The sequence below is a fragment of the Roseomonas mucosa ATCC BAA-692 genome (assembly GCF_000622225.1).
Classification (GTDB): Bacteria; Pseudomonadota; Alphaproteobacteria; order Acetobacterales; family Acetobacteraceae; genus Roseomonas; species Roseomonas mucosa.
Map to the genome: position 1 here is coordinate 13443 of NZ_JHWD01000025.1, position 20363 is coordinate 33805.

The following is a 20363-nucleotide window of genomic DNA, read 5'->3' on the forward strand; positions in this document are numbered from 1 at the left end:
GAAAAGGGAGGAGCGACCATGCAGCTCACCGGCGAAATGCTGATCGGCGCCAGCGCCATGCGCGGCACCGACAAGCCCGTCCAGGCCATCGAGGCCCAGACCGGCAAGCCGATGGAACCCAGCTATGGCGGCGGCAGCGCGGCGGATGTGGACCGCGCCTGCGAACTCGCCTGGGCCGCCTTCGACACCTATCGTGAGACCTCGCTGGAAGACCGGGCGCGGTTCCTGGAGGCCATCGCCAGCAACATCATGGATCTGGGCGATGCCCTGATCGAGCGCACCATGGCCGAGAGCGGCCTGCCGCGCGGCCGCATCGAGGGCGAGCGCGGCCGCACGACCGGCCAGCTCCGCCTCTTCGCCGAGGTGGTGCGCGAGGGCTCCTGGCTGGAGGCGCGCATCGACCCGCCGCTGGCGGACCGCAAGCCGCTGCCGCGCGTGGACCTGCGCCAGCGCCATATCGCCGTGGGCCCGGTGGCGGTCTTCGGCGCCTCCAACTTTCCCCTCGCCTTCTCGGTGGCGGGCGGTGACACCGCCTCGGCGCTGGCCGCCGGCTGCCCGGTGGTGGTGAAGGCGCATTCGGCGCATCCCGGCACCTCCGAGATGGTGGGCCGCGCGATCCAGGCCGCGGTGCAGCAGTGCGGCCTGCCGGAAGGCACCTTCTCCCTGCTCTACGGCTCCGGCGCCGTGGTCGGCCAGGGGCTTGTGGCGAACCCGCACATCAAGGCGGTCGGCTTCACCGGCTCGCGTTCCGGCGGCACGGCGCTGATGAAGACCGCCGCCGCCCGGCCCGAGCCGATCCCCGTCTATGCCGAGATGAGCTCGATCAACCCGGTCTTCCTGCTGCCGCACGCGCTGGCCAAGCGGGCCGAGGCGCTGGGCAAGGGCTTCGTCGGCTCGCTCACCCTGGGCGCCGGCCAGTTCTGCACCAATCCCGGCCTGGTGATGGCGGCGGAAGGGCCCGACCTGACCCGCTTCCTCGGCGCCGCGACCGAGGCGTTGGGCGGGGTGCCGGCCCAGACCATGCTCACCCCGGGCATTCTCAAGGCCTACCAGGAAGGCATTGGCAAGCTCGCCGCCAACAAGCGGGTCGAGAAGGTGGCCGAGGGCCAGATCGCGTCCGGCGACACGCAAGGCCAGGCGGCGATCTTCGCCACGAAGGCCGAGGACTTCATCGCCGACCCGTCCATGGAGGAGGAGGTCTTCGGCGCCGCCTCGCTCGTCATCCGCTGCCAGGAAGTGGAGAAGATGAAGGAGATGGCGGAGAAGCTGGAGGGCCAGCTCACCGCCACCGTCCTGATGGAGCCGGAGGACATGGACTTCGCCCGCGCGCTGCTGCCGATCCTGGAGCGCCGCGTCGGCCGCATCCTGATCAACGGCTTCCCCACGGGCGTCGAGGTCAGCCACGCCATGGTGCATGGCGGGCCCTACCCCTCCACCTCCGACGGCCGCACCACCTCGGTCGGCACGCTGGCGATCCGCCGCTTCCTGCGCCCGGTCTGCTACCAGGACTTCCCGGCCGAGCTGCTGCCGGAGGCGCTGCGCGACGGCAACCCGCTCGGCCTCTGGCGCCGCATCGACGGCGCGCTCGGCAAGAACTGAACGCGGCTGCCGCGGGACCGGCGGCGTGCCGGCCCCGCGGCCCATCCGAACAAGAACCGAAGCAAGAAACGGATTCGTCTTCCGATGCCTGAGACCCCCGAGGGAACTCCCGACCTGCCTCCGCGCGAGCTGGAGGCCGAGAGCGGCGAGAACTCGCCGCTCCCCCGCCGCAAGCCGCTCGAGGAGCTGCGCTCCCGCCGCTGGTTCGGCCCGGCCGACCTGCGCTCCTTCGGCCACCGCTCCCGCGCCATGCAGATGGGCTATTCCCCCGAGGAGTGGACCGGCAAGCCGGTGATCGGGATCATCAACACCTGGTCCGACCTGAACCCCTGCCACGTCCACTTCAAGCAGCGCGTCGATGACGTGAAGCGCGGCATCCTGATGGCGGGCGGCTTCCCGGTGGAGCTGCCGGCGATCTCGGTAAGCGAGAGCTACGTCAAGCCGACCACCATGATGTACCGCAACTTCCTGGCGATGGAGACGGAGGAGCTGCTGCGCTCCCACCCCATCGACGGCGCGGTGCTGATGGGCGGCTGCGACAAGACCACGCCGGGCCTGCTGCTTGGCGCCACCAGCATGAACATCCCGGCGATCTTCCTGCCCGCCGGCCCCATGCTGCGCGGCAACTGGCAGGGCAAGACGCTCGGCTCCGGCTCCGACAGCTGGAAGTACTGGGACGAGCTGCGCGCCGGCAAGATCACCGACCAGGACTGGCTGGGCGTGGAGGGCGGCATCGCCCGCTCCTACGGCACCTGCATGACCATGGGCACGGCCTCCACCATGACGGCGATCGCGGAATCGGTCGGCATGGTGCTGCCGGGCGGCTCCTCGATCCTCGCCGCCGATGCGGGCCATATCCGCCTCGCCTCCGAATCCGGCCGCCGGATCGTGGAGATGGTCTGGGAGGACCTGACGCCGCAGAAGATCCAGAGCCGCGAGGCCTTCGAGAACGCCATCGCCGTCGCCATGGCGATGGGCTGCTCGACCAACGCGATCATCCACCTGATCGCCATGGCCCGCCGTGCCGGCCAGGATATCGGCCTCGACGATTTCGAGCGCTACAGCCGCAAGGTGCCGGTGATCGGCAATGTCCGCCCTTCGGGCAACCAGTACCTGATGGAGGACTTCTTCTACGCCGGCGGCATCCGCGCGCTGATGAACGAGATCCGCGAGTTCCTGCACCTCGGCTGCCTGACTGTCTCGGGCCGCACGCTGGGCGAGAACATCGAGGGCGCGAAAGTCTACAACGACGACGTCATCCGGCCGTTGGGCAACCCGATCTATGGCGAGGGCTCGCTGGCGGTGCTGAAGGGCAACCTCGCCCCCTCCGGCTGCGTCATCAAGCCCGCCGCGATGGACCAGAAGTTCCTCAAGCATTCCGGCCCGGCCTTCGTCTTCGACGACTATCCCTCGATGAAGAAGGCGGTGGAGGACGAGAACTATCCCTTCACGCCGGACTCCGTCCTGGTGCTGCGCAATGCCGGGCCGCAGGGCGGGCCGGGCATGCCGGAATGGGGCATGCTGCCGATGCCGAAGAAGCTGCTGAAGATGGGCCTGCGCGACATGCTGCGCCTGTCCGACGCGCGCATGTCCGGCACATCCTATGGCGCCTGCATCCTGCATGTGGCGCCGGAAAGCTATATCGGCGGCCCGCTGGCGCTGCTGAAGACCGGCGACATCGTCAGCATCGACGTCGATGCCCGCACCATCCACATGGAAGTGACGGATGAGGAGCTGGAGCGTCGCCGCGCCGAGTGGAAGCAGCCGGAGAAGCGCTTCGAGCGCGGCTATGGCTGGATGTTCAGCCAGCACATCCAGCAGGCCGACCAGGGCTGCGACTTCGACTTCCTGCGCACCGATTTCGGCGCGCCCGTCTCCGAACCCGTGATCTTCTGAGGAAACGCCATGTCCACGCTCAAGCCCGAGACCCGGGACAAGCTCAAGGCTGTCAGCACCGCGACGCTCGCCAGCATCCTCTACAAGCGCGGTCTGCGGAGCCAGTTCATCCAGGACGTCCGTCCGCTGCACCCGCTGAAGGAGAGCATGGTCGGCGAGGCCTTCACGCTGCGCTACATGCCGGCGCGCGAGGACCTGAACGACATGTCCGTCTTCCGCGACCCGGAGCACCCGCAGCGCAAGGCGGTCGAGACCTGCCCGCCGGGCGCCGTGCTGGTGATGGACAGCCGCAAGGATGCCCGCGCGGCGTCCGCCGGCGGCATCCTGGTGACGCGCCTGCAGGCGCGCGGCGTGGCCGGCGTGGTGACGGATGGCGGCTTCCGTGACTCCGCGGAGATCGCGACGCTCGACATTCCGGCCTTCCACAGCCGCCCCTCGGCGCCGACCAACCTGACGCTGAACCAGGCAATCGACATCAACGTGCCGATCGGCTGCGGCGACGCCCCGGTCTTTCCGGGCGATGTCGTGGTCGGCGACAATGACGGGGTGATCATCCTTCCCGCCGCGCTGGCCGACGAGATCGCCGAGGAAGCGGTCGGCATGACCGCCTATGAGGACTTCGTCACCGAACGCGTCCGCGAGGGCCACACGATCATCGGCCTCTACCCGGCGACGAACGAAAAGAACCTCGAGCTCTTCGCCGAGTGGCGGAAGCAGAACGGGCGCTGAGCGTACCGGCCCGGAGGAAAGGCCAGCCTCTCCTCCGGGCCGCCGCCGACGAAGCCGCTGCCGCTCCCTCCTCACGAGCCGGGACATTCCATCACCCGTGCTGTTTCGGATTTGAGTGTTTTTAGGATTTTAGTCTTTTATCCGCCCAGACGGATGAATGGCCCGCTCATGCCGGGGCAACCGGATGCCAGCCAGGATTGTGTACCGGCATCTGGTTGGCATGGGGCTGATAGTTGACTATATTCCTATAGCAAAGAGGGGGCGGGGACGCAAGAAGCGTTTGCCGTGGCCGCGCCCCGATCCGCGCGGGGGGACCCCCACGGGAATATCGCCCGGTCGGGCGGCTCCGCCTGACCGGGATCCGCCCTAAAGGGCCGGCGAGTAGTCGACTGGCCGCAGCACCAGGTTCTCGATTTCGCCCACCAGCCTTCCCTTGCGGGCCCCGGTCTCGTCCTTGATGCGGGACCATTCCTCATCGGCCATGAAGCCGGCCCAGCGCGCATCGAGTGTCGCCTCGTCGGGCCAACGGAGCAGATAGACGAATTTCGGCGCGCCCGCGGGGCCGGCCTCCCACATCGCCACGATGTCGAAACCATGGCGCCGCATGATGCGAGCCGCATGGTCCCGGAAGCGGGCATGGAATGCCGCCTTGTTGCGGTCGAAAATCTCGTAGATGCGAAGCTGGTGGATCATGCCGGTCCTCTCGGATGCTGTCAGGCCCGGGCCGGCCATCGTCATCGATGCGAGGCCGCTCGCCAGCCATGACAGATGCCGTCGCCGTGAATGATGTCCGCCCATGGGCCGCTCCCTGACCACCCGAAGCTGCTCGCCCGGAGCCATTCCTTCAAATACCGATCCGGGGGTGCCGTGATACGCGCCGCCTATCAGGCGAAGGCCGTGGCAAGCTCCCTCGCGGCCGGATCGAGCCGCCCGGCCGGCCAGGCGAGAGAGGTCTCGAAATCCGCCGCGTCGTTGTCGATCCGGCGGAAGACGACGGTGTCGGGATGCAGGCGCGCCATGCGCGAGGGCACGAGGGCGACACCCGCGCCCGCCGCCACCAGCGACAGCACCGCGTGCATGCCGTGTGCCTCCTGCACGATGTCGGGCCGGAAGCCGGCATCGCGGCAGAGCCGGATCGCACGGGCGTGGAACCCCTCCCCCTCGCGCAGCGGCCAGAGGATGAAGGGCTCTCCCGCAAGATCGGCGAGCGTCGCGGTCCGCGCGAGCGGATGCGCGGCGGGCAGCGCCATGGCCAGCCGGTCGCAATCGAAGCCGCGCAGTTCCAGCCCGCCCGCATCGGCGAGCGGCGGGGTGAGCACTCCCAGATCGATGCCGCCGTTGCGCAGCCCTCTGACCTGGGCCGCCGTCGTCGCTTCCGTGAGGACCAGCCTTACCCCGGGATGGCTCCGGCGAAAGGCCGCGATCGCTCCGGGAAGCCGCCCGTACATGGCGCTGCCGACATAGGCGAGGCGCACGAGGCCGCGCCGTCCCGCGGCCACGTCGCGCGTCGCCGCGACTGCCAGCTCGGCCTGGCCGAGCAGCTTGCGGGCCTCCTCCAGAAGGGTCCGGCCCGCAGGCGTCAAGGCGACCGTCCGGCGGCCACGCTCCAGCAGAACGGCGCCGATCTCCTCCTCCAGCCGCTTCACGGCGGCGGTGAGCGGCGGCTGGGAGATGTTGAGCCGGGATGCCGCGCGGCGGAAATGCAGTTCCTCGGCGACGGCCACGAACTGCCGCAGAAGCCGGAGGTCGATCGCGGGCGGTCTCATGGATCGCAAGCCCCGCCGCCACGGTTCATCGCGGCCGATTCCGCAACGGTGCCGCGAGCGGCCCTCAGCGCAGGAAGGCCGAGAGCGCCGAGACGGTGTTCACCCAGCCCAGCACATCTCCCATCCCCCCGGCATCGAAGCCGACCGTCACCGGGTCGAGCCGCTCCGCCGCCGGGATGATGGCCGCGAGATCGGCCAGGGCCGGCGTGTTCAGCACGATCTCCAGCCGGTAGGGCGGCACGATGGTGAAGAGTGCCAGCCGGCGCGTCCGCGCCTCCCGCACCGCCGCCTCCGCCTCGGTCCGCAGCCGCTCCCGCGCCAGGGCGGGCGAGATGGCGCGCGCGGCCCGGGCGCCGAGCGCCTGCTTCGTCACCACCCGGCGCGCGTCGAGGAAATGCTCGCCGCATTCCTCCGCCGTCAGGTCGTCGCCCGAGATCAGCAGGACCGGCACGCCCAGGCTGCCGGCATAGGCGCCGTTCAGCGTCGCCTCGGAACAGGGCCGCCCGTTCAGGCGGATGGTGCGGAAGGCGAAGCCGTTCACCGTATGCGCCAGCACGCCATGCCGCCCCGCCCCGGTGTGGTAGCCGGTGAACATCACCCCGCTGAAGCCCCCGTCCAGGCCGGCGCACATGTTCATCGGCTTGGGCTTGCCCAGGATCAGCTCGGCGCGCGGGTCCAGCAGCTCCGGGATGAGGTTGGTCATCGGCCCATGGGAATCGTTGACCAGCACCTCGGTGGCGCCGCCTGCGAAGGCGCCCGCCACCACGGCGCTGACCTCCTCGGTCATCAGGCGCCGGGCGCGCTCGTATTCCGGGTTGCCGGGCTGGCCCTGCTGCGGCGAGACCACGCCGGCCACGCCCTCGATATCGGCGGAGACATAGATCTTCATGCGAGGAACTCCCTGAGTGCGCGACGGTGATGGCCGCGGAAGCCGGTCATCGGCTCCGCGGCGGCCAGCGCATCCAGCACGGCCTCCTGGGTCGCCTCGGCCGCCGCCTGGAAGAGCGTGTCGATCCTCCCCTCTGCCAGGACCCGGCGCGGCAGGAGGTCCGTCTTCGGCATATGCGGGATTCGCTCCGCCGTGGAGAAGGCGAGGAAGATGTCGCCGCTGCCATGCCCCCAAAAGGAGCCGGTCCAGGCGATCCCCGCCCCGGCCCGCACCGCGACGCGGCGGAGCTGGCGGGACTCCAGCGGCACATCTGTCGCGAGCACCACGATCACCGAGCCACGTTCCGGCGCCTCCTCGCCGCGCGGGTCGATGCGCCGCCCGTCCGGCAGGCGCAGGTCGCCCGCCCGGCCGAAATTGGCCAGCACCAGCGCGCCGAGGTGGAAATCCGTCTCGTCGAGGCGCAGCCGCCGGGAGGCGGTGCCGATGCCGCCCTTGAGGCCGAAGCAGCTCATCCCCGTTCCCGCCCCCAGCGCACCGGAGCCGAATTCCGGCCTGGCCGCGGCAATGGCGGCTGCCGCATCCTCCGGCGCGACCGCCAGTGCCTGGATGTCGTTCAGGTGCCCGTCATTGCATTCCAGCACCACCGGATTGACCGTGGAGGTGCGCCGTCCGATGCGCGGCTCCTCCATCACGGCGTGCCGGATCAGCGCCTCGGCGCAGGCCGCCACGCCGAAGGTGTTGGTCAGCAGGATCGGCGTCTCGATCTCGCCCAGTTCCTCGATCTGCACGAGCCCGGTGCTCTTGCCGAAGCCGTTCAGCACATGCACGGCGGCGGGGAGCTTCTCCCGGAACAGGCGGCCCCCATGCGGCAGGATGGCGGTGACGCCGGTACGGGTCCCCTCGCCCCGGACCAGGGTGCGGTGGCCGGCCGTCACGCCCGGCACATCGGCCAGGCTGTTGCGGCTGCCGGGCGGCAGGCTGCCGCAGGCCAGGCCCAGGTCACGGGCGCGCATGGAGGTACCCTCCGGCCGGGCTGAGCCAGGAGCCGCTGACCGCAGGCCAGCCATGCGGAACCATGCGCGGCCGGTGGGACGGCGGGCCATGGCCAGTCTGGCCGGGCCGGAAAACAGGCTGATCCATGCGGTCTCCCTTCCGGCAGTGCCTGTAGGACCATCTCGCCCCCAGGGACAAGCCTTTGCCTTTACTGTGTTTTGCGGGGAATTTCCCGTCAGGTTCGTTTCATGCGGCCCCTGCTTCCGCCAGGTGGGATCGCGATGGGGAAAATGACGGTTCGATGTTTTGTTCTGATTTTCCGAACAAACTATCCGCCAATAAGCGGATTTTCGGTGCAATTAGGAAGCTATCTAGACGCCCATACGGACCACTCACGATCCGTCTGAAGAATAACCAAGGACGCCTTTCATGCGTATTTCCCTTCGCCGTGGCTTCACCCCCCTCCTGGCCGCGGTGATCCTGGCCGCCGCCCCGGTCGTCGCCTTCGCGGCCGAGGGCGGCGGCTATTCCCTCTTCACTCCCGGCTCCACCCCGCGCGATGTCAGCGGCACCGGCTCCTCCGCCGTGACCGGCATGCCCTCGGCGGACATGCCGGTGACCAGCGGCCGCTTCGGTGCCACGGTGCTGAACGAGAGCAATGCCGGTTCCTCCGCGGTGGGCGGTGCCCCGCAGGGCAACCCGCCGGTGACGAACAACAGCTTCGGCGCCACCCCGCTGGATGTCAGCAACAACACCTGAACCTGCCCCCGGGACCTGCCCCCGGGGCCGGAAAGCGGAAGGGGGCGCCCGGCGGCGCCCCCTTTTTCATGCGCCCTTCGGGCAACCCGCCTCAGCGGCCGCGGCGGCCCTGGTAGTAGCCCTGCTGGAAGGCCCGGTCCTGCGCCCGCTCCGACTGGTCCCACAGATAGCCGCCGGCCGCGCCGACACCTGTGCCGATCAGCGCGCCCCAGCCGGCATTGCCGCTGAAGGAGCCGGCGACCGCGCCCAGGGCGGCACCGCCGGCCGCGCCCGTGCCGACGCGGCGCTGCGAATCGCTCATGCCCTGGCAGGCGCAGAGGCTCCCCAGCGCCAGGAGGGGCAGGACGAAACGGGCGGAACGGAGCGTCATGGTCGTCCTCATGATCAGCGGGCCGGGCGGGTGGAACGGGCGGCGGGCTGCGGGCAGGGATAGGTCGCCTGCGCCCAGCGGAGCAGGCCGTCGGGGGCCGGCTCGCTGCCGTATTGCGGGTTCTGCTTCGCCCAGTTGGCGAAGGCGATCGCCGACTGCGCCACGGTCGGGGCGGGATTCGGCAGGCAGAACAGTGGGGGCCGCCGCGAGGAGGCGGGGTGCAGCGCCGCATGGTACTGGCCGGCCGCCGTGAAATATCCCTGGCAGTAGGCGATGGCTTCCAGCCGCTGCACACCCTGCGTACTCGGCAGGCAGATCTCGGCGAGTTCGGCGGTGGTGCTGACGGCGGTGGGCGTGTCGCCCGCCGCCGGCTGCGCCATCACGGGCGCCGCAACGCCCAGCATGGCCGCCATGGCGGCCGAAGCGAGGAGGTGTCGCATAGGTCCAGCTTCTCCCTGTCCAGGGCCGGGGGCGGGTTGCCCCCGGCCGGACGCAGCAAACTGTCTTCCGTTGCCGGGGCTGACAACCCCTGCCGACAACCTCCGATGGTGCCGCGGGCCGGCTGGCGTCAGTCCAGGTCGGTCTTCCAGGTGACGTAGAAGCCGACATCGCCCGGCATGCCGTTCGGGTAGTCGAGGATCACCGGCCGGATGCCGAAGCCGCGCGGCGTGAGTTCCTTCTGGTGGAAATCATAGGCACGGCGCGCGAAGCCTTCGAGCTGCTCCGGCCAGGTGTCGAGTCCGCTGGTGATGGAGCGGCCGCTGTCCTTCATCCATTGCGACGGGAAGTGCAGCACCAGCACTTCCCGCTCCCCGTCCAGCGCGGCCCGCCGGATCATGCCCTGGAGCTTCGTCAGCGCATCCGGCGGCAGCTCCCGCTCCTCGAAGGAGCGGCGCAGTTCGGACATGCCGTTCTGCTTCTCTTCCTCGGCACGCCGTGCCTCCGCCTCCTTCTCGGCCCGCTGCTTTTCCATCCATGTGCGGACACTGTCGGCATCGAAACGCCCGGAATCGGGAAAATCGCTCACACCTGTCCTCCAGTCCTGATCGTCATGCCGTCCGGGGGATGCTCCGCCGGCAACGGCAACCTCCGGTGCGGATGCGCCCGGGAGGGACGGGACAGAGCTTGTTCCCACCCGGCCGGGAAACCAATCGCCGATCCGCAGGCCAGCCAGAACGGCCCCACAGGGCCAGGCAGCGGAAACGGCCGCGCTTCGCCATAGGAGCCGGAGCATCCCGATGGTGAAAAGGAGGGGGTGTCAGGAAAAGAGATGGTGCCCAGGGGCGGAATCGAACCACCGACACTGCGATTTTCAGTCGCATGCTCTACCAACTGAGCTACCTGGGCACAGCGCTCTTGGCGTGGCGCGGAATTAGCCCAGCCCCCGGCCAGTGTCCAGCCGCCCGCCGCAATCTTTTTGACGCATCCGGCACGGGGGGGAGTGGCTCAGTCCTCCAGGTCGGGATCGCGTTCCGCGACAGGCTCGCCCGGGATGGCATAGCTGCCGGACAGCCAGTGGCCGAGATCGGCCTGCCGGCAGCGCGGCGAGCAGAAGGGCCGGTGCGCGGGCACCACCGGGCGGCCGCAGATCGGGCAGCGGGCGCCACGGCGGGGATGTTCCGGCCTGGCGGCGGAACCGGGCGGGGCATTGGACGGGGTGTTGGACGGGCGGTCAGGCATCCTCGGCAAGCTCCTCTCCGAAAGCGATGGCGGCGTCGGGCCGCAGCACCAGGGGCAGCGCGGCCATGGCCTCGAATTCCTCCAGCGCGCCCGGCCATGTCTCCAGCGCCGCCAGGACGCGCGGATGCGCCCGCAGCGCCGGGCGCAGGCCGGGCCGGTGCCGCAGCACGCCCAGCACGCGGCGCAGCGCGGCAAGGCCCAGCGTCAGCGGCGAAGGCGGCTGCCCGGTGACCTCGTGCAGCGGCGGATGCACCCGGGTCCGCACGCATTCGATCAGGCCGAGCGCGGTCAAGCCCATGATGCGCAGCTGCGTGTCGGGGCGCGCGGCCTCGCGCAGCGCCGGCAGGAAGGCGCCCCGCGCCTTGGGGGCCATGCCGGCGAGGTCGATCAGGATCGGCCCCGCCAAGCGGCGCAGGCGGATCTGCCGTGCCGCCTCGGCCAGCGCGGCCTCGTTCACCCGGGCCTGGGCCGTGCGGTCCCGCCCCGTGGCCGCGCCGGTATCCACGTCGATCGCCACCAGAGCCGGGGTGGGGTGGATCAGCAGCCTGCCGCCGCCCGGCAGCGGCACCTCCGGCCGTGCCAGGGAGTCGAAGGCGTCCTCCAACTCCTCGCCGAAGACCGGTCCGGTCGCCAGGGACACGTTCTCCGCCCCCAGGGCCCGCAGCGCCGGCACGGCTTCGGCGGAGTCGGTCCGCAGCGTGGCCTTCGGAAAGGCCTGCGCCAGGCGCTCCACCGCAGCCGGCCCCCGCTGCAGCAGGCGAGGCGGGCCAGGCAGGGGCGAAGGCAGGTCCAGATCCTTCGGCAGCTTGCGGTCCAGCCGGGGGCCCTTGCCGCCTTGGGCGCCGCGCACCACGCGGACGGCGATGTGGCTGCCTTCCGAGAGCCCTTCCCCGCCCTGGGCATCGGGCAGGAAGCCGCTTTCCTCCCCCGGCAGCAGCAGGAAGACCCCGGACAGGGCCGGAACGCGGGCGGTGACGCGGCCGAGCAGGATGTCGCCCACCCCGTCCGGCCGGGCGGGGCGCTCGATCCAGGCTTCCTCCAGCACGCCACGGCGCAGCAGCGCCGTGCGGCGCTCGCCGGGCGAGGCGCCGTGCAGGATCAGCATGTCCGGATTGGGGCGTGTCAGGGCCGCAGCCATCCCACGCCACGCAGGAGCTGCGCGGTTTCGAACATCGGCAGGCCGACCACGTTGGAATGACTGCCGGACAGGAAGCGGACGAAGGCCTCGGCCTGCCCCTGGATGGAATAGCCGCCGGCACAGCCGCGCCATTCGCCGCCTTCCAGGTAATGGTCGATCTGGGCGCGGGTCAGGCGCTGGAAGGCGAGGATCGTCGTCACCAGCCTCTCCCGCCGCGTCCCGCCGGGGGTGACGAGGCAGACGCCGGTGGTCACCCGGTGGCGACGGCCGGAGAGCAGTTCCAGGAAGCGCCGGGCCTCCGCCTCGTCCGCCGGCTTGCCGAGGCAGCGGCGCCCGGCCCCCACCACCGTGTCGGCGGCGAGCACCAGCGCATCCGGCGCGCGGGCGGCGGCGGCCTCCGCCTTGCCGCGGGCCAGACGGGCCGCCAGCAGGCGCGGCAGCTCGTCCTTGCCGGGGGTCTCGTCGATATCGGCGGGCTCGACCCGGTCTGGCACCACGCCGAACCGGGCCAGGAGATCCAGGCGCCGTGGACTGGCACTGGCCAGCACGAGCGGCGGCCGCTCCGCCGGGAGGGGCCGTTGCATCGGGGGAACCTCTTCGCTGGCCACCGGCGGGACACGCCGTGTCCGGCGGGTGGTCAGGTCAACGGGATCGGCCAACAGACCGGAACCGGCTCACTTGAACCGGAAGGTGATCCGGCCCTTGGTCAGGTCGTAGGGCGTCATCTCGACATTCACGCGGTCGCCTGCCAGCACGCGGATGCGGTTCTTGCGCATCTTCCCGCTCGTATGGGCCAGGACCATGTGGTCGTTGTCGAGCTTCACTCGGAACATCGCGTTGGGCAGCAGCTCGACGACCTGGCCGCTGAACTCGATCATGTCTTCTTTCGACATGCATCCTCTTGTGTTGCGGACGCGCGCGGGCGCGCCCGGGGGGAGCGTGGAACGGGGCGGAACATGGTCTTGACGCCCCTTCCGGTCAAGCAAGGACGTCGCGGCAGGGACCAGCCATGCGGCGGGGCCGCGGGAAGTGGCCCGGCTCAGTCCGCCGCCACGCCGTGCGAGCGCAGCAGGAAGAGGCGTACCTCGTGCAGGTCGCGCGCCACGGCGCGGCACAGGCCGCGCATCTCCTCGGTCGCTTCCAGCAGGTCAGGGATCATCACGGTCATCATCCCGGCCGAGGCGGCGGAGCGGACGCCGTTGTGCGAATCCTCCAGCGCCAGGCAGAGCTCCGGCGCCACGCCCAGCCGTTCCGCCGCGCGCAGGAAGGGGTCGGGCGCCGGCTTGCCGGCGGCATAGTCGCCCTGCGCCACCACGGCATGGAAGCGCCCGGCCAGCCCATGCATCCCGAGATGGTGCTCCACCTTGTGGTGCTGGGAGGAGGTGGCGATGGCCCGCGGCAGGCCCAGCCGGTCGAGCGCGTCCAGGATCTCCACCACCCCCGTCTTCAGCGCCAGCCGCGTCGCCGCCAGGGATTCGAAATCCCGTGTCCAGGCGGCCCGCAGGGCGGCCACCGAATCCTCGGAGCCGTAGAGGTCCAGCAGCAGCCTCCAGATGGTCGGCCAGGGATTGCCGACCATCTGCCGGTACAGCGCCTCGCTCACCGGCAGCCCCGTCTCCGCCCCGGCGGAGAAGAGGGCTTCCCGGTACAGGGCCTCGCTGTCGAAGAGCAGGCCATCCATGTCGAAGATGACGGCGGCGGGAGGTTGGGGCAGCGGCATGGGGCCGGTTTGCCGCCGGGACGCGCCCGGCGCAATCACGTCTTTCGGGGGGGGCGGACCGGCGCCCGGGCGATGCCGCCTCCCCTCCGCGCCAGTCCGCGGGGCCGCGCCTGCTTGACCCATCCCCGCCCTTCGCGGCACCCAGGCACCATGCAGGACCGCGACCCCTCCTCCGATCCCCCGGCCGCCTCGCCGGAACGCCCCCGCGCCGCCACGGAGATCGAGCGGCAGGAGCGCCTTGCCCGGGCGCTGCGCGAGAACCTGCGCCGCCGCAAGGCCCAGGGCCGCGCCCGCGCCGCCCAGGAAACCGGCGAGGAAGCCAGCCAGGGGGCCACCCGGGCCAGCTCGGAAACGGCGCCGGAGGCCATGCCGGACGCGGCGCCGGCCGCCGCCCGGACCGCCGCCCGGACTGGCGACGAGGCCGGCGACGAGGCCGGCTCCGCGGGACCGGGGCCGCGCCCCGGCGCCCCCGCGGCCGACCCGGGGGGCTGAACCGCGCGGCGCGCGGTTGCCCCGCCCCGCTCCGGCGGGCTAAGTCCCCGTCCTTCGCCGCCTTTTCCGCCGGACCTGCCCGCCCATGTCGATCATGCCCGATACCTGGATCCGCCGCATGGCGACGGAACACGGGATGATCGAACCCTTCGTGGAGGCGCAGCGGCGCGAGGGCGTGATCTCCTACGGCCTTTCCTCCTTCGGCTACGACGCCCGGGTGGCCGACGAGTTCAAGGTCTTCACCAACGTGGACAACGCGCTGGTGGACCCGAAGCACTTCGCCGAGGACAGCTTCGTCACCCGCCGGGGGGCGACCTGCATCATCCCGCCGAACTCCTTCGCCCTGGCGCACACGGTCGAGTATTTCCGCATCCCGCGCGACGTGCTGGTGATCTGCCTCGGCAAGAGCACCTATGCCCGCTGCGGGCTGATCGTGAACGTCACCCCCCTGGAGCCCGAATGGGAAGGCCAGGTGACGATCGAGATTTCCAACACGACTCCCCTTCCGGCGCGTATCTACGCCAACGAGGGGATCTGCCAGTTCCTCTTCCTGCAGGGCGCGGGGGCGCCCGAGGTCAGCTATGCCGACCGGGCGGGCAAGTACATGCGCCAGCGCGGCGTAGCCTTGCCCCGCCTGTGACCCGGATGGCCGGCGGCGGGATTCCGGGAATACAGTAGGGGGCTTATCGCAATGGACCGTATTCGCGTGCGCGGGGGCAGGCCCCTGCGCGGCCGCATCCCCATCGGGGGCGCCAAGAACGCCGCCCTGCCGCTGATGGCGGCGGCGCTGCTGACGCCGGAGGAACTGGTCCTGACCAACGCCCCGGCGCTGGAGGACGTGCGCACCATGGGCAAGCTGCTGGCGCAGCACGGCCTCGCGGTGGAGCACGACACCGGCAGCCGCCGCATCAGCATGTCGGGCCGGGCCACCAACCTGGAGGCGCCCTATGACCTCGTGCGGAAGATGCGTGCCTCGGTGCTGGTGCTGGGGCCGCTGCTGGCCCGCTACGGCCGCGCCAAGGTCAGCCTGCCCGGCGGCTGCGCCATCGGCACCCGCCCGGTGGACCTGCATCTCAGCGCGCTGGAAACGCTGGGCGCGCGCATCGACCTGACCGGCGGCTATATCGACGCCCGGGCCGAGGGCCGGCTCAAGGGCGCGCGGGTGGTCTTTCCCAAGGTGTCCGTGGGCGCCACCGAGAACCTGCTGATGGCCGCCGCCCTGGCCGAAGGCACGACCGAGCTGGTGAATGCCGCCCGCGAGCCGGAGATCGGCGACCTCGCCCAGTGCCTGATCGCCATGGGCGCGCGGATCGAGGGGGTCGGCAGCGACCGGCTGACCGTCGAGGGCGTGGACAGCCTGCACGCCGCCACCCACCCGATCATCCCCGACCGGATCGAGGCCGGCACCTATGCCTGCGCGGCCGCCATCACCGGCGGCGAGGTGCTGCTGGAGGGCGCCAGCGTGCTGCAGCTCGGCGCCTGCGCTCGCGTGCTGCAGGAGGCCGGCGTGGTGCTGGAGGACCAGCCGGGCGGGCTGCATGTCCGCCGCCTGAACGGGCTGCACGGCGTGGACGTGATGACCGAGCCCTTTCCCGGCTTCGCCACCGACATGCAGGCCCAGACCATGGCGCTGATGTGCGTGGCCGACGGCGCCTCAATGCTCACCGAGACGATCTTCGAGAACCGCTTCATGCACGTGCCGGAGCTGACCCGCATGGGCGCCCGGATCAACGTCCACGGCTCCTCGGCCATCGTGCGCGGCGTGCCGAAGCTCTCCGGCGCCCCGGTCATGGCCACCGACCTGCGCGCCTCGGTCTCGCTGATCCTGGCCGGCCTCGCCGCCGAGGGCGAGACCATCGTCAGCCGGGTCTATCACCTCGACCGCGGCTACGAGGCCGTGGAGGCCAAGCTGGCGGCGGTGGGCGCCGAGATCGGGCGCCTGCGGGACTGACCGGCAAGGGCCGGAACGGGCCTGGAACGGGGCCGGCCGCCTTTCGCGCGGCCGACCCCTGCGTTCTGCGCGCTTGCATCCCGGGTGGGGCCTGGGACATAGGCGCCGCCATGGACCATCCGCTTCCCGATGCCGCGGCTTTCCGCGATGCCGAGACCGGGCTCGTCATGGCTCTGCCCAAGGGGCGGATCCTGAAGGAGCTGACGCCGCTGCTGGCGAAGGCCGGGCTGCATCCGGAGCCGGACTTCTCCTCCGAATCGAGCCGCAAGCTGCGCTTCGCCACCAGCCATCCGGGGCTGGACGTGATCCGCGTCCGCTCCTTCGACGTGGCGACCTTCGTGGCCTTCGGCGCGGCGCAGATCGGCGTCTGCGGCGCCGACGTGCTGATGGAGCACGACTACCCCGAGATCTACGCGCCCCTCGACCTGCGCATCGGCGCCTGCCGCGTCAGCGTGGCGGAGCCGGTGGAGCGCGCCGCCACGGACGACCCCAGCCGCTGGAGCACCGTCACCGTCGCGACGAAGTATCCCCGCATCGCCGCCCGGCACTTCGCCGCCCGAGGCGTGCAGGCGGAGATCGTCCACCTGAACGGCGCCATGGAGCTCGCCCCCTCGATGGGCCTGTCCCGCCTGATCGTGGACCTGGTGCAGACCGGCGGCACGCTGAAGGCCAACGGACTGGTGGAGACCGAGGTCATCGCCCCCGTCACCTCCCGCCTCATCGTCAACCGCACCGCGCTCAAGACCGAGCCCGAGGCCATCGGCGCCTGGATCGCCCGGCTGCGGGCGGCCCTGGAGGGTTGACGAGAAGGGTTGACGCGAAGGGTTGAAGCCGGGCGGGCTTTGCCTGTAGGCGTCGCGCGCATGGTTCACGAGAGGGCGCCGCCCTCTCGCGCTCTCCCGCGAGGAACCTGAGGTTCCTCGACCTCCCATTCGTTTGGCTTGGCCTGGACGGCAGGGGGCCGCGGGCCATGCGGAACGCCACGGCAAGGACCCGCCCGCATGAAGCGCCTCGACACGCGCGACCCGCAATTCGGCCCCCAGTTCGACGCCCTGCTCGACACCGCGCGGGACACGACCGCGCGGGTGGACGGGCCGGTGGCCGAAATCATCGCCCGGGTGCGGGCGGAAGGCGACGCGGCGCTGCTGGACCTCACCGCCCGCTTCGACCGCTGGACCCCTGCCGGCATCGGTGCGCTGCGGGTCGGCGCGGCGGAGGTGGCCGAGGCGAAAGCGCGCTGCCGGCCGGAGCTGCTGGCGGCGCTGGACGTGGCGGCGGAGCGGATCGAGCGCTTCCACGCCGCGCAGATGCCGCAGGACATGGTGCTGCCCGAGGACGGGCTGATGCTGGGCATGCGCTGGAACGCGGTGGACGCGGCCGGCCTCTATGTCCCCGGCGGCAAGGCGGCCTATCCCTCCTCGGTGCTGATGAACGCCCTGCCCGCGCGCGTTGCGGGGGTGGGGCGCGTGGTGATGACCGTGCCGACCCCGGATGGCGAGATCCCGCCTCTGGTGCTGGCTGCCGCCGACCGTGCCGGCGTGACCGAGGTCTGGCGCATCGGCGGCGCGCAGGCCATCGCAGCCCTGGCCTGGGGCACCGCCTCGATCCGGCCGGTGGACAAGATCGTCGGCCCCGGCAACGCCTATGTGGCGGAGGCCAAGCGCCAGGTCTTCGGGCGGGTGGGCATCGATTCCATCGCCGGGCCCTCGGAGGTCGTGGTGCTGGCCGATGCGGCGCAGGACCCGCGGCGGGTGGCCATCGACCTGCTGGCCCAGGCCGAGCATGACGAGGCCGCCCAGGCCATCCTGATCACCGACAGCGGGGCCATGGCCGAGGCCGCCGCCGCCGCCGTGGAGGAGGCGCTCCGCAGCTTGCCGCGCGAGGCGATCGCCCGCGCCTCCTGGGAAGCACACGGCGCCATCCTGCTGGTGCGGGACTGGGAGGAAGGCGTGGCGCTCTGCGACCGGCTGGCGCCGGAGCACCTGGAGCTGCTGGTGGAGAAGCCGGAGGCGCTCTTTGCCCGCATCCGCCATGCCGGGGCGGCCTTCCTCGGCGGCTGGTGCCCGGAGGCGCTGGGCGACTACGTGGCCGGGCCGAACCATGTGCTGCCCACCGGGCGCACGGCGCGCTTCGCCTCCGGGCTCAGCGTCTATGACTTCCTGAAGCGCACCACCTGGGTTTCGGCCACCGAGGCCGGGCTGCACCGCATCGGCCCCGCCGCCGTCACGCTGGCCGAGGCCGAGGGGCTGGGCGCCCATGCCCGCAGCATCGCGATGCGGCTGGGGCAATAGGCGCCGTCCGGGCGGGGCGGTTCAGTAGGTCCCGGATGTGCCGGGGCCCTTCGGCCTCGGCCCGCCCCGCATCGCCGCCACCGTTGCCTGCGCCCCTGCCGCCATCAGCCGGGCGTCGGAGGCCACGGTGACGAAGCGGAAGCCCTTCTCCACCATGCGCAGCGCGTACTCCGCCGTGCCGTTGTGGATGCAGGGCACCACGCCATGCTCCTTCGCCTTGGCGAGGATCATGTCGATCGCCTCCACCACCGGCTTCTCCTCCTGGTCGAAGCGCGGCGTGCAGCCCAGGGCGAGGGAAAGGTCGGCGGGGCCGACATAGACGGCGTCCAGCCCCTCGACGGAGAGGATCTCGTCGAGATTGTCGAGCGCCTGCCGCGTCTCGATCATCGCCAGTCCGAAGACCGTGTCGTTGGCGTGCCGCGCATAGTCCGGCCCGGCATGCAGCAGCGCCCGGATCGGGCCGAAGGAGCGCATGCCGCGCGGCGGGTAGCGCAGCGAGGACACGAAGAGCTCCGCATCGGCGCGGGTATTGATCATCGGGCAGATCACGCCATAGGCGCCGGCATCGAGCATCTTCATGATGATGCCCGGATCGAGCCAGGGCACGCGCACCATGGGCGTGGTTTCCGTGGTGGAGATCGCCGTCAGCATCGACACGGCGGCGGCGTAGTCCACCACGCCATGCTGCATGTCGATGGTGAGCGAATCCCAGCCCGCATGCGCCATGGTCTCGGCGGAGAAGACATTGGGAATGGCGAGCCAGCCATTCACCACCGCCTCGCCACGCCCCCACAGCGTCCCGACCCTGTTCTCGCGCATGGCCGCTCCCTCCCTGTCGCTCTCCGGTGCCGGACTCGCCGGCCCGGGCGGCAGAATAGAGCAGATCGCCGGTCAGGCCGGCAGCAGCGCGCCATGAGCCCGGGCCAGCGCGTCGCGCGCGGCCACCAGCGCGGCCAGGGACCGCCGCCCGGCCAGCAGCGCGGCGCGCTCGTCCTGGCCGATCTCGGCCATCTGCTCCTCCACGGATTCCACGCCCTCGGCGAGTTGCCCGTGCATCTCCTCCAGCCGCTCGCGCAGCGCCGCGCGTTCGTCGTGGCCCAGCACGCCGCGGCGCCAGTCATCCACGATGGTCTCGACCTCCCGCCGCACACGGTCGGGAGCCGCGCCCTTGCCCGCCAGTTCCGCGAGCCGCGCCAGGGCCTGGCGCTCTGGCGCCTGAGGCGCGCCTTGCCGATTCCCAGCCATGGGTCTCTTTCCCCTTCCGGGCCGAATATCCAGGCGGCATACTAGTTCATGATGTGTTCCTGTTGAAGCACCTTCGGCTTCGCCCTGCGGACAGCCCGGTCACGGGCATGGGAGCCATCTCCGCTTTTCCTGCTGTGAAGCTGCCGGGCGGGGCTTGCCCTGCCCGCCGTCTGCGGTTAAGGAGCGCCCACCCCGCGATTGCTGCTGTAGCTCAGGGGTAGAGCACTCCCTTGGTAAGGGAGAGGTCGAGAGTTCGAATCTCTCCAGCAGCACCACGACCTTCCTGAACATCCCCCTCTGCTTCCGAGCCGGTTCCCTCGTTCGATGCACGAGGCCTCTGCTGCACGGCTGCGTCTTTGTCGGGGACGGTGGCGGACGGTCCCTCGCGCCTTCCAGGCGAGGTACGGCCGTGGGTTGGCGGCGTGGGCCGGGCTATCTGCGATAGGGCAGCTTCGGCCTTTGGATCTGGGCAGGCGTGGGACCATCCTCGCGCATTCGCGCCCATCGCGTCGGGTTCGCGGAACCCGGCCCCTCGCCGGGCACTTCCCAGACGCCACGCCGGACACAGCCGACTGTCAGCCCCCATTTCGGATCGTCGATCCAGACGATCTCGAGTTCGCCCGGTAGGTCGGTCGGCTTGTACCACTTCATGACCGAATCCCGCTTCATCTGTTGCGGGCGGGGTTGATACAAACCGAAACACCCCATGTAAACCAAATAGAGTACTTAGTTTTGAAGAAGAATTAAGTATTAATGATTTGCGCCAAGTTTATTCCGTGGAATTAAATCATGAGAGTAAAATAAATCGCATGCTATTGATGGGATTGCCTCCCGCCATTGCTTGG

24 protein-coding genes and 2 tRNA genes are annotated in these 20363 nt (G+C 70.7%); 10 read left to right on the forward strand and 16 right to left on the reverse strand.

Annotated elements, in window-relative coordinates; all coding sequences use genetic code 11:
* Nucleotides 1-18 precede the first annotated feature (18 nt).
* The 3 genes from BT98_RS0116950 to BT98_RS0116960 all read left to right on the forward strand — a co-directional run bounded on the left by BT98_RS0116950 (nucleotide 19) and on the right by BT98_RS0116960 (nucleotide 4224).
* Nucleotides 19-1599: an aldehyde dehydrogenase (NADP(+)) gene (locus tag BT98_RS0116950; protein WP_019462732.1), complete on the forward strand. Its 1581-nt coding sequence runs from the start codon at nucleotides 19-21 to the stop codon at nucleotides 1597-1599.
* Nucleotides 1600-1683: 84 nt separating this feature from the next.
* Nucleotides 1684-3495, forward strand: coding sequence for an L-arabinonate dehydratase (gene araD / locus BT98_RS0116955; protein ID WP_019462733.1), 1812 nt, complete (start codon nucleotides 1684-1686; stop codon nucleotides 3493-3495).
* Between the two features lie 9 nt (nucleotides 3496-3504).
* Entirely contained in the window at nucleotides 3505-4224 is a 720-nt protein-coding gene (locus tag BT98_RS0116960) for a ribonuclease activity regulator RraA (protein WP_019462734.1), read from the forward strand.
* A 366-nt stretch (nucleotides 4225-4590) separates the two neighbouring features.
* On the opposite strand, the gene BT98_RS0116965 is transcribed toward BT98_RS0116960, so the two are convergent.
* From BT98_RS0116965 to BT98_RS0116980, 4 genes are all read right to left on the reverse strand, one after another.
* Nucleotides 4591-4917, reverse strand: coding sequence for an NIPSNAP family protein (locus BT98_RS0116965; RefSeq protein WP_027297309.1), 327 nt, complete (start codon nucleotides 4915-4917; stop codon nucleotides 4591-4593).
* 191 nt (nucleotides 4918-5108) lie between these two features.
* Complete coding sequence (locus BT98_RS0116970) at nucleotides 5109-5990, reverse strand: LysR substrate-binding domain-containing protein (protein WP_019462736.1); 882 nt, start codon at nucleotides 5988-5990, stop codon at nucleotides 5109-5111.
* Nucleotides 5991-6054: 64 nt separating this feature from the next.
* Complete coding sequence (locus BT98_RS0116975; RefSeq protein WP_019462737.1) at nucleotides 6055-6879, reverse strand: M55 family metallopeptidase; 825 nt, start codon at nucleotides 6877-6879, stop codon at nucleotides 6055-6057.
* A complete protein-coding gene (locus BT98_RS0116980) occupies nucleotides 6876-7892 on the reverse strand; it encodes a DmpA family aminopeptidase (RefSeq protein ID WP_019462738.1) in 1017 nt (338 codons plus the stop codon). The genes BT98_RS0116975 and BT98_RS0116980 overlap by 4 nt, the downstream gene beginning before the upstream one ends.
* 409 nt (nucleotides 7893-8301) lie before the next feature.
* On the opposite strand from BT98_RS0116980, the gene BT98_RS0116985 reads away from it, so the two are divergent.
* A complete protein-coding gene (locus BT98_RS0116985) occupies nucleotides 8302-8631 on the forward strand; it encodes a hypothetical protein (RefSeq protein ID WP_019462739.1) in 330 nt (109 codons plus the stop codon).
* Nucleotides 8632-8722: 91 nt separating this feature from the next.
* Here BT98_RS0116985 and BT98_RS0116990 read toward each other — a convergent pair whose 3' ends face one another.
* The 9 genes from BT98_RS0116990 to BT98_RS0117030 all read right to left on the reverse strand — a co-directional run bounded on the left by BT98_RS0116990 (nucleotide 8723) and on the right by BT98_RS0117030 (nucleotide 13539).
* Complete coding sequence (locus BT98_RS0116990) at nucleotides 8723-9001, reverse strand: glycine zipper domain-containing protein (RefSeq protein WP_019462740.1); 279 nt, start codon at nucleotides 8999-9001, stop codon at nucleotides 8723-8725.
* A gap of 14 nt (nucleotides 9002-9015) precedes the next feature.
* A complete protein-coding gene (locus tag BT98_RS0116995; protein WP_019462741.1) occupies nucleotides 9016-9441 on the reverse strand; it encodes a Rap1a/Tai family immunity protein in 426 nt (141 codons plus the stop codon).
* 128 nt (nucleotides 9442-9569) lie between these two features.
* Nucleotides 9570-10028, reverse strand: coding sequence for a hypothetical protein (locus BT98_RS24835; protein ID WP_019462742.1), 459 nt, complete (start codon nucleotides 10026-10028; stop codon nucleotides 9570-9572).
* Nucleotides 10029-10272: 244 nt separating this feature from the next.
* Nucleotides 10273-10348: transfer RNA gene (locus BT98_RS0117005), tRNA-Phe, on the reverse strand.
* Between the two features lie 99 nt (nucleotides 10349-10447).
* The gene (locus BT98_RS0117010; RefSeq protein ID WP_019462743.1) at nucleotides 10448-10681 is read right to left on the reverse strand and encodes a DNA gyrase inhibitor YacG; all 234 of its coding nucleotides are present in this window, start codon (nucleotides 10679-10681) and stop codon (nucleotides 10448-10450) included.
* Nucleotides 10674-11819 carry a ribonuclease E/G gene (locus BT98_RS0117015; RefSeq protein WP_019462744.1) on the reverse strand — a complete coding sequence of 382 codons (1146 nt, stop codon included), beginning with the start codon at nucleotides 11817-11819 and terminating at the stop codon, nucleotides 10674-10676. The genes BT98_RS0117010 and BT98_RS0117015 overlap by 8 nt, the downstream gene beginning before the upstream one ends.
* Nucleotides 11804-12403: a Maf family protein gene (locus BT98_RS0117020; protein WP_019462745.1), complete on the reverse strand. Its 600-nt coding sequence runs from the start codon at nucleotides 12401-12403 to the stop codon at nucleotides 11804-11806. The genes BT98_RS0117015 and BT98_RS0117020 overlap by 16 nt, the downstream gene beginning before the upstream one ends.
* Before the next feature lie 90 nt (nucleotides 12404-12493).
* Nucleotides 12494-12712 (reverse strand): translation initiation factor IF-1, encoded by a 219-nt coding sequence (infA, locus tag BT98_RS0117025; protein WP_026033499.1) that lies wholly within the window; start codon nucleotides 12710-12712, stop codon nucleotides 12494-12496.
* 146 nt (nucleotides 12713-12858) lie between these two features.
* On the reverse strand, nucleotides 12859-13539 hold the full coding sequence (locus tag BT98_RS0117030) for an HAD family hydrolase (RefSeq protein WP_019462746.1): 681 nt from the start codon (nucleotides 13537-13539) through the stop codon (nucleotides 12859-12861).
* A gap of 150 nt (nucleotides 13540-13689) precedes the next feature.
* On the opposite strand from BT98_RS0117030, the gene BT98_RS24840 reads away from it, so the two are divergent.
* From BT98_RS24840 to hisD, 5 genes are all read left to right on the forward strand, one after another.
* On the forward strand, nucleotides 13690-14031 hold the full coding sequence (locus BT98_RS24840) for a hypothetical protein (RefSeq protein WP_019462747.1): 342 nt from the start codon (nucleotides 13690-13692) through the stop codon (nucleotides 14029-14031).
* Between the two features lie 85 nt (nucleotides 14032-14116).
* Nucleotides 14117-14671 (forward strand): dCTP deaminase, encoded by a 555-nt coding sequence (dcd, locus tag BT98_RS0117040; protein ID WP_019462748.1) that lies wholly within the window; start codon nucleotides 14117-14119, stop codon nucleotides 14669-14671.
* A gap of 51 nt (nucleotides 14672-14722) precedes the next feature.
* Entirely contained in the window at nucleotides 14723-15982 is a 1260-nt protein-coding gene (murA, locus tag BT98_RS0117045) for a UDP-N-acetylglucosamine 1-carboxyvinyltransferase (protein WP_019462749.1), read from the forward strand.
* 110 nt (nucleotides 15983-16092) lie between these two features.
* Nucleotides 16093-16785, forward strand: a complete 693-nt coding sequence (gene hisG, locus BT98_RS0117050) for an ATP phosphoribosyltransferase (RefSeq protein ID WP_019462750.1) — start codon at nucleotides 16093-16095, stop codon at nucleotides 16783-16785.
* A gap of 198 nt (nucleotides 16786-16983) precedes the next feature.
* Nucleotides 16984-18273 carry a histidinol dehydrogenase gene (gene hisD / locus BT98_RS0117055; protein ID WP_019462751.1) on the forward strand — a complete coding sequence of 430 codons (1290 nt, stop codon included), beginning with the start codon at nucleotides 16984-16986 and terminating at the stop codon, nucleotides 18271-18273.
* A 21-nt stretch (nucleotides 18274-18294) separates the two neighbouring features.
* Here the strand turns inward: hisD and BT98_RS0117060 are convergent, their stop codons facing one another.
* Together BT98_RS0117060 and BT98_RS0117065 are read right to left on the reverse strand one after the other, a co-directional pair.
* The gene (locus BT98_RS0117060) at nucleotides 18295-19092 is read right to left on the reverse strand and encodes an HpcH/HpaI aldolase family protein (protein WP_019462752.1); all 798 of its coding nucleotides are present in this window, start codon (nucleotides 19090-19092) and stop codon (nucleotides 18295-18297) included.
* 72 nt (nucleotides 19093-19164) lie between these two features.
* Nucleotides 19165-19518, reverse strand: a complete 354-nt coding sequence (locus BT98_RS0117065; RefSeq protein WP_019462753.1) for a hypothetical protein — start codon at nucleotides 19516-19518, stop codon at nucleotides 19165-19167.
* A 200-nt stretch (nucleotides 19519-19718) separates the two neighbouring features.
* On the opposite strand from BT98_RS0117065, the gene BT98_RS0117070 reads away from it, so the two are divergent.
* Nucleotides 19719-19793 (forward strand) — tRNA-Thr (locus BT98_RS0117070).
* A 157-nt stretch (nucleotides 19794-19950) separates the two neighbouring features.
* Here BT98_RS0117070 and BT98_RS27315 read toward each other — a convergent pair.
* Nucleotides 19951-20169 carry a hypothetical protein gene (locus BT98_RS27315; protein WP_126281835.1) on the reverse strand — a complete coding sequence of 73 codons (219 nt, stop codon included), beginning with the start codon at nucleotides 20167-20169 and terminating at the stop codon, nucleotides 19951-19953.
* Nucleotides 20170-20363 lie beyond the last annotated feature (194 nt).

Excerpts from the sequence above, each read along its gene's own strand:
- BT98_RS0116970 (WP_019462736.1), bottom strand. The coding sequence starts at position 5,990 with ATGAGACCGCCCGCGATCGACCTCCGGCTTCTGCGGCAGTTCGTGGCC.
- BT98_RS0116950 (WP_019462732.1), top strand. The coding sequence starts at position 19 with ATGCAGCTCACCGGCGAAATGCTGATCGGCGCCAGCGCCATGCGCGGC.
- hisD (WP_019462751.1), top strand. The coding sequence starts at position 16,984 with ATGAAGCGCCTCGACACGCGCGACCCGCAATTCGGCCCCCAGTTCGAC.
- BT98_RS0116960 (WP_019462734.1), top strand. The coding sequence starts at position 3,505 with ATGTCCACGCTCAAGCCCGAGACCCGGGACAAGCTCAAGGCTGTCAGC.
- araD (WP_019462733.1), top strand. The coding sequence starts at position 1,684 with ATGCCTGAGACCCCCGAGGGAACTCCCGACCTGCCTCCGCGCGAGCTG.
- BT98_RS0117060 (WP_019462752.1), bottom strand. The coding sequence starts at position 19,092 with ATGCGCGAGAACAGGGTCGGGACGCTGTGGGGGCGTGGCGAGGCGGTG.
- BT98_RS27315 (WP_126281835.1), bottom strand. The coding sequence starts at position 20,169 with ATGAAGTGGTACAAGCCGACCGACCTACCGGGCGAACTCGAGATCGTC.
- BT98_RS0116990 (WP_019462740.1), bottom strand. The coding sequence starts at position 9,001 with ATGACGCTCCGTTCCGCCCGTTTCGTCCTGCCCCTCCTGGCGCTGGGG.
- infA (WP_026033499.1), bottom strand. The coding sequence starts at position 12,712 with ATGTCGAAAGAAGACATGATCGAGTTCAGCGGCCAGGTCGTCGAGCTG.
- murA (WP_019462749.1), top strand. The coding sequence starts at position 14,723 with ATGGACCGTATTCGCGTGCGCGGGGGCAGGCCCCTGCGCGGCCGCATC.
- dcd (WP_019462748.1), top strand. The coding sequence starts at position 14,117 with ATGTCGATCATGCCCGATACCTGGATCCGCCGCATGGCGACGGAACAC.
- BT98_RS0117010 (WP_019462743.1), bottom strand. The coding sequence starts at position 10,681 with ATGCCTGACCGCCCGTCCAACACCCCGTCCAATGCCCCGCCCGGTTCC.
- hisG (WP_019462750.1), top strand. The coding sequence starts at position 16,093 with ATGGACCATCCGCTTCCCGATGCCGCGGCTTTCCGCGATGCCGAGACC.
- BT98_RS24840 (WP_019462747.1), top strand. The coding sequence starts at position 13,690 with ATGCAGGACCGCGACCCCTCCTCCGATCCCCCGGCCGCCTCGCCGGAA.
- BT98_RS0116965 (WP_027297309.1), bottom strand. The coding sequence starts at position 4,917 with ATGATCCACCAGCTTCGCATCTACGAGATTTTCGACCGCAACAAGGCG.
- BT98_RS0117020 (WP_019462745.1), bottom strand. The coding sequence starts at position 12,403 with ATGCAACGGCCCCTCCCGGCGGAGCGGCCGCCGCTCGTGCTGGCCAGT.
- BT98_RS0117015 (WP_019462744.1), bottom strand. The coding sequence starts at position 11,819 with ATGGCTGCGGCCCTGACACGCCCCAATCCGGACATGCTGATCCTGCAC.
- BT98_RS0116980 (WP_019462738.1), bottom strand. The coding sequence starts at position 7,892 with ATGCGCGCCCGTGACCTGGGCCTGGCCTGCGGCAGCCTGCCGCCCGGC.
- BT98_RS0117030 (WP_019462746.1), bottom strand. The coding sequence starts at position 13,539 with ATGCCGCTGCCCCAACCTCCCGCCGCCGTCATCTTCGACATGGATGGC.
- BT98_RS0116975 (WP_019462737.1), bottom strand. The coding sequence starts at position 6,879 with ATGAAGATCTATGTCTCCGCCGATATCGAGGGCGTGGCCGGCGTGGTC.
- BT98_RS0116995 (WP_019462741.1), bottom strand. The coding sequence starts at position 9,441 with ATGCGACACCTCCTCGCTTCGGCCGCCATGGCGGCCATGCTGGGCGTT.
- BT98_RS0117065 (WP_019462753.1), bottom strand. The coding sequence starts at position 19,518 with ATGGCTGGGAATCGGCAAGGCGCGCCTCAGGCGCCAGAGCGCCAGGCC.
- BT98_RS0116985 (WP_019462739.1), top strand. The coding sequence starts at position 8,302 with ATGCGTATTTCCCTTCGCCGTGGCTTCACCCCCCTCCTGGCCGCGGTG.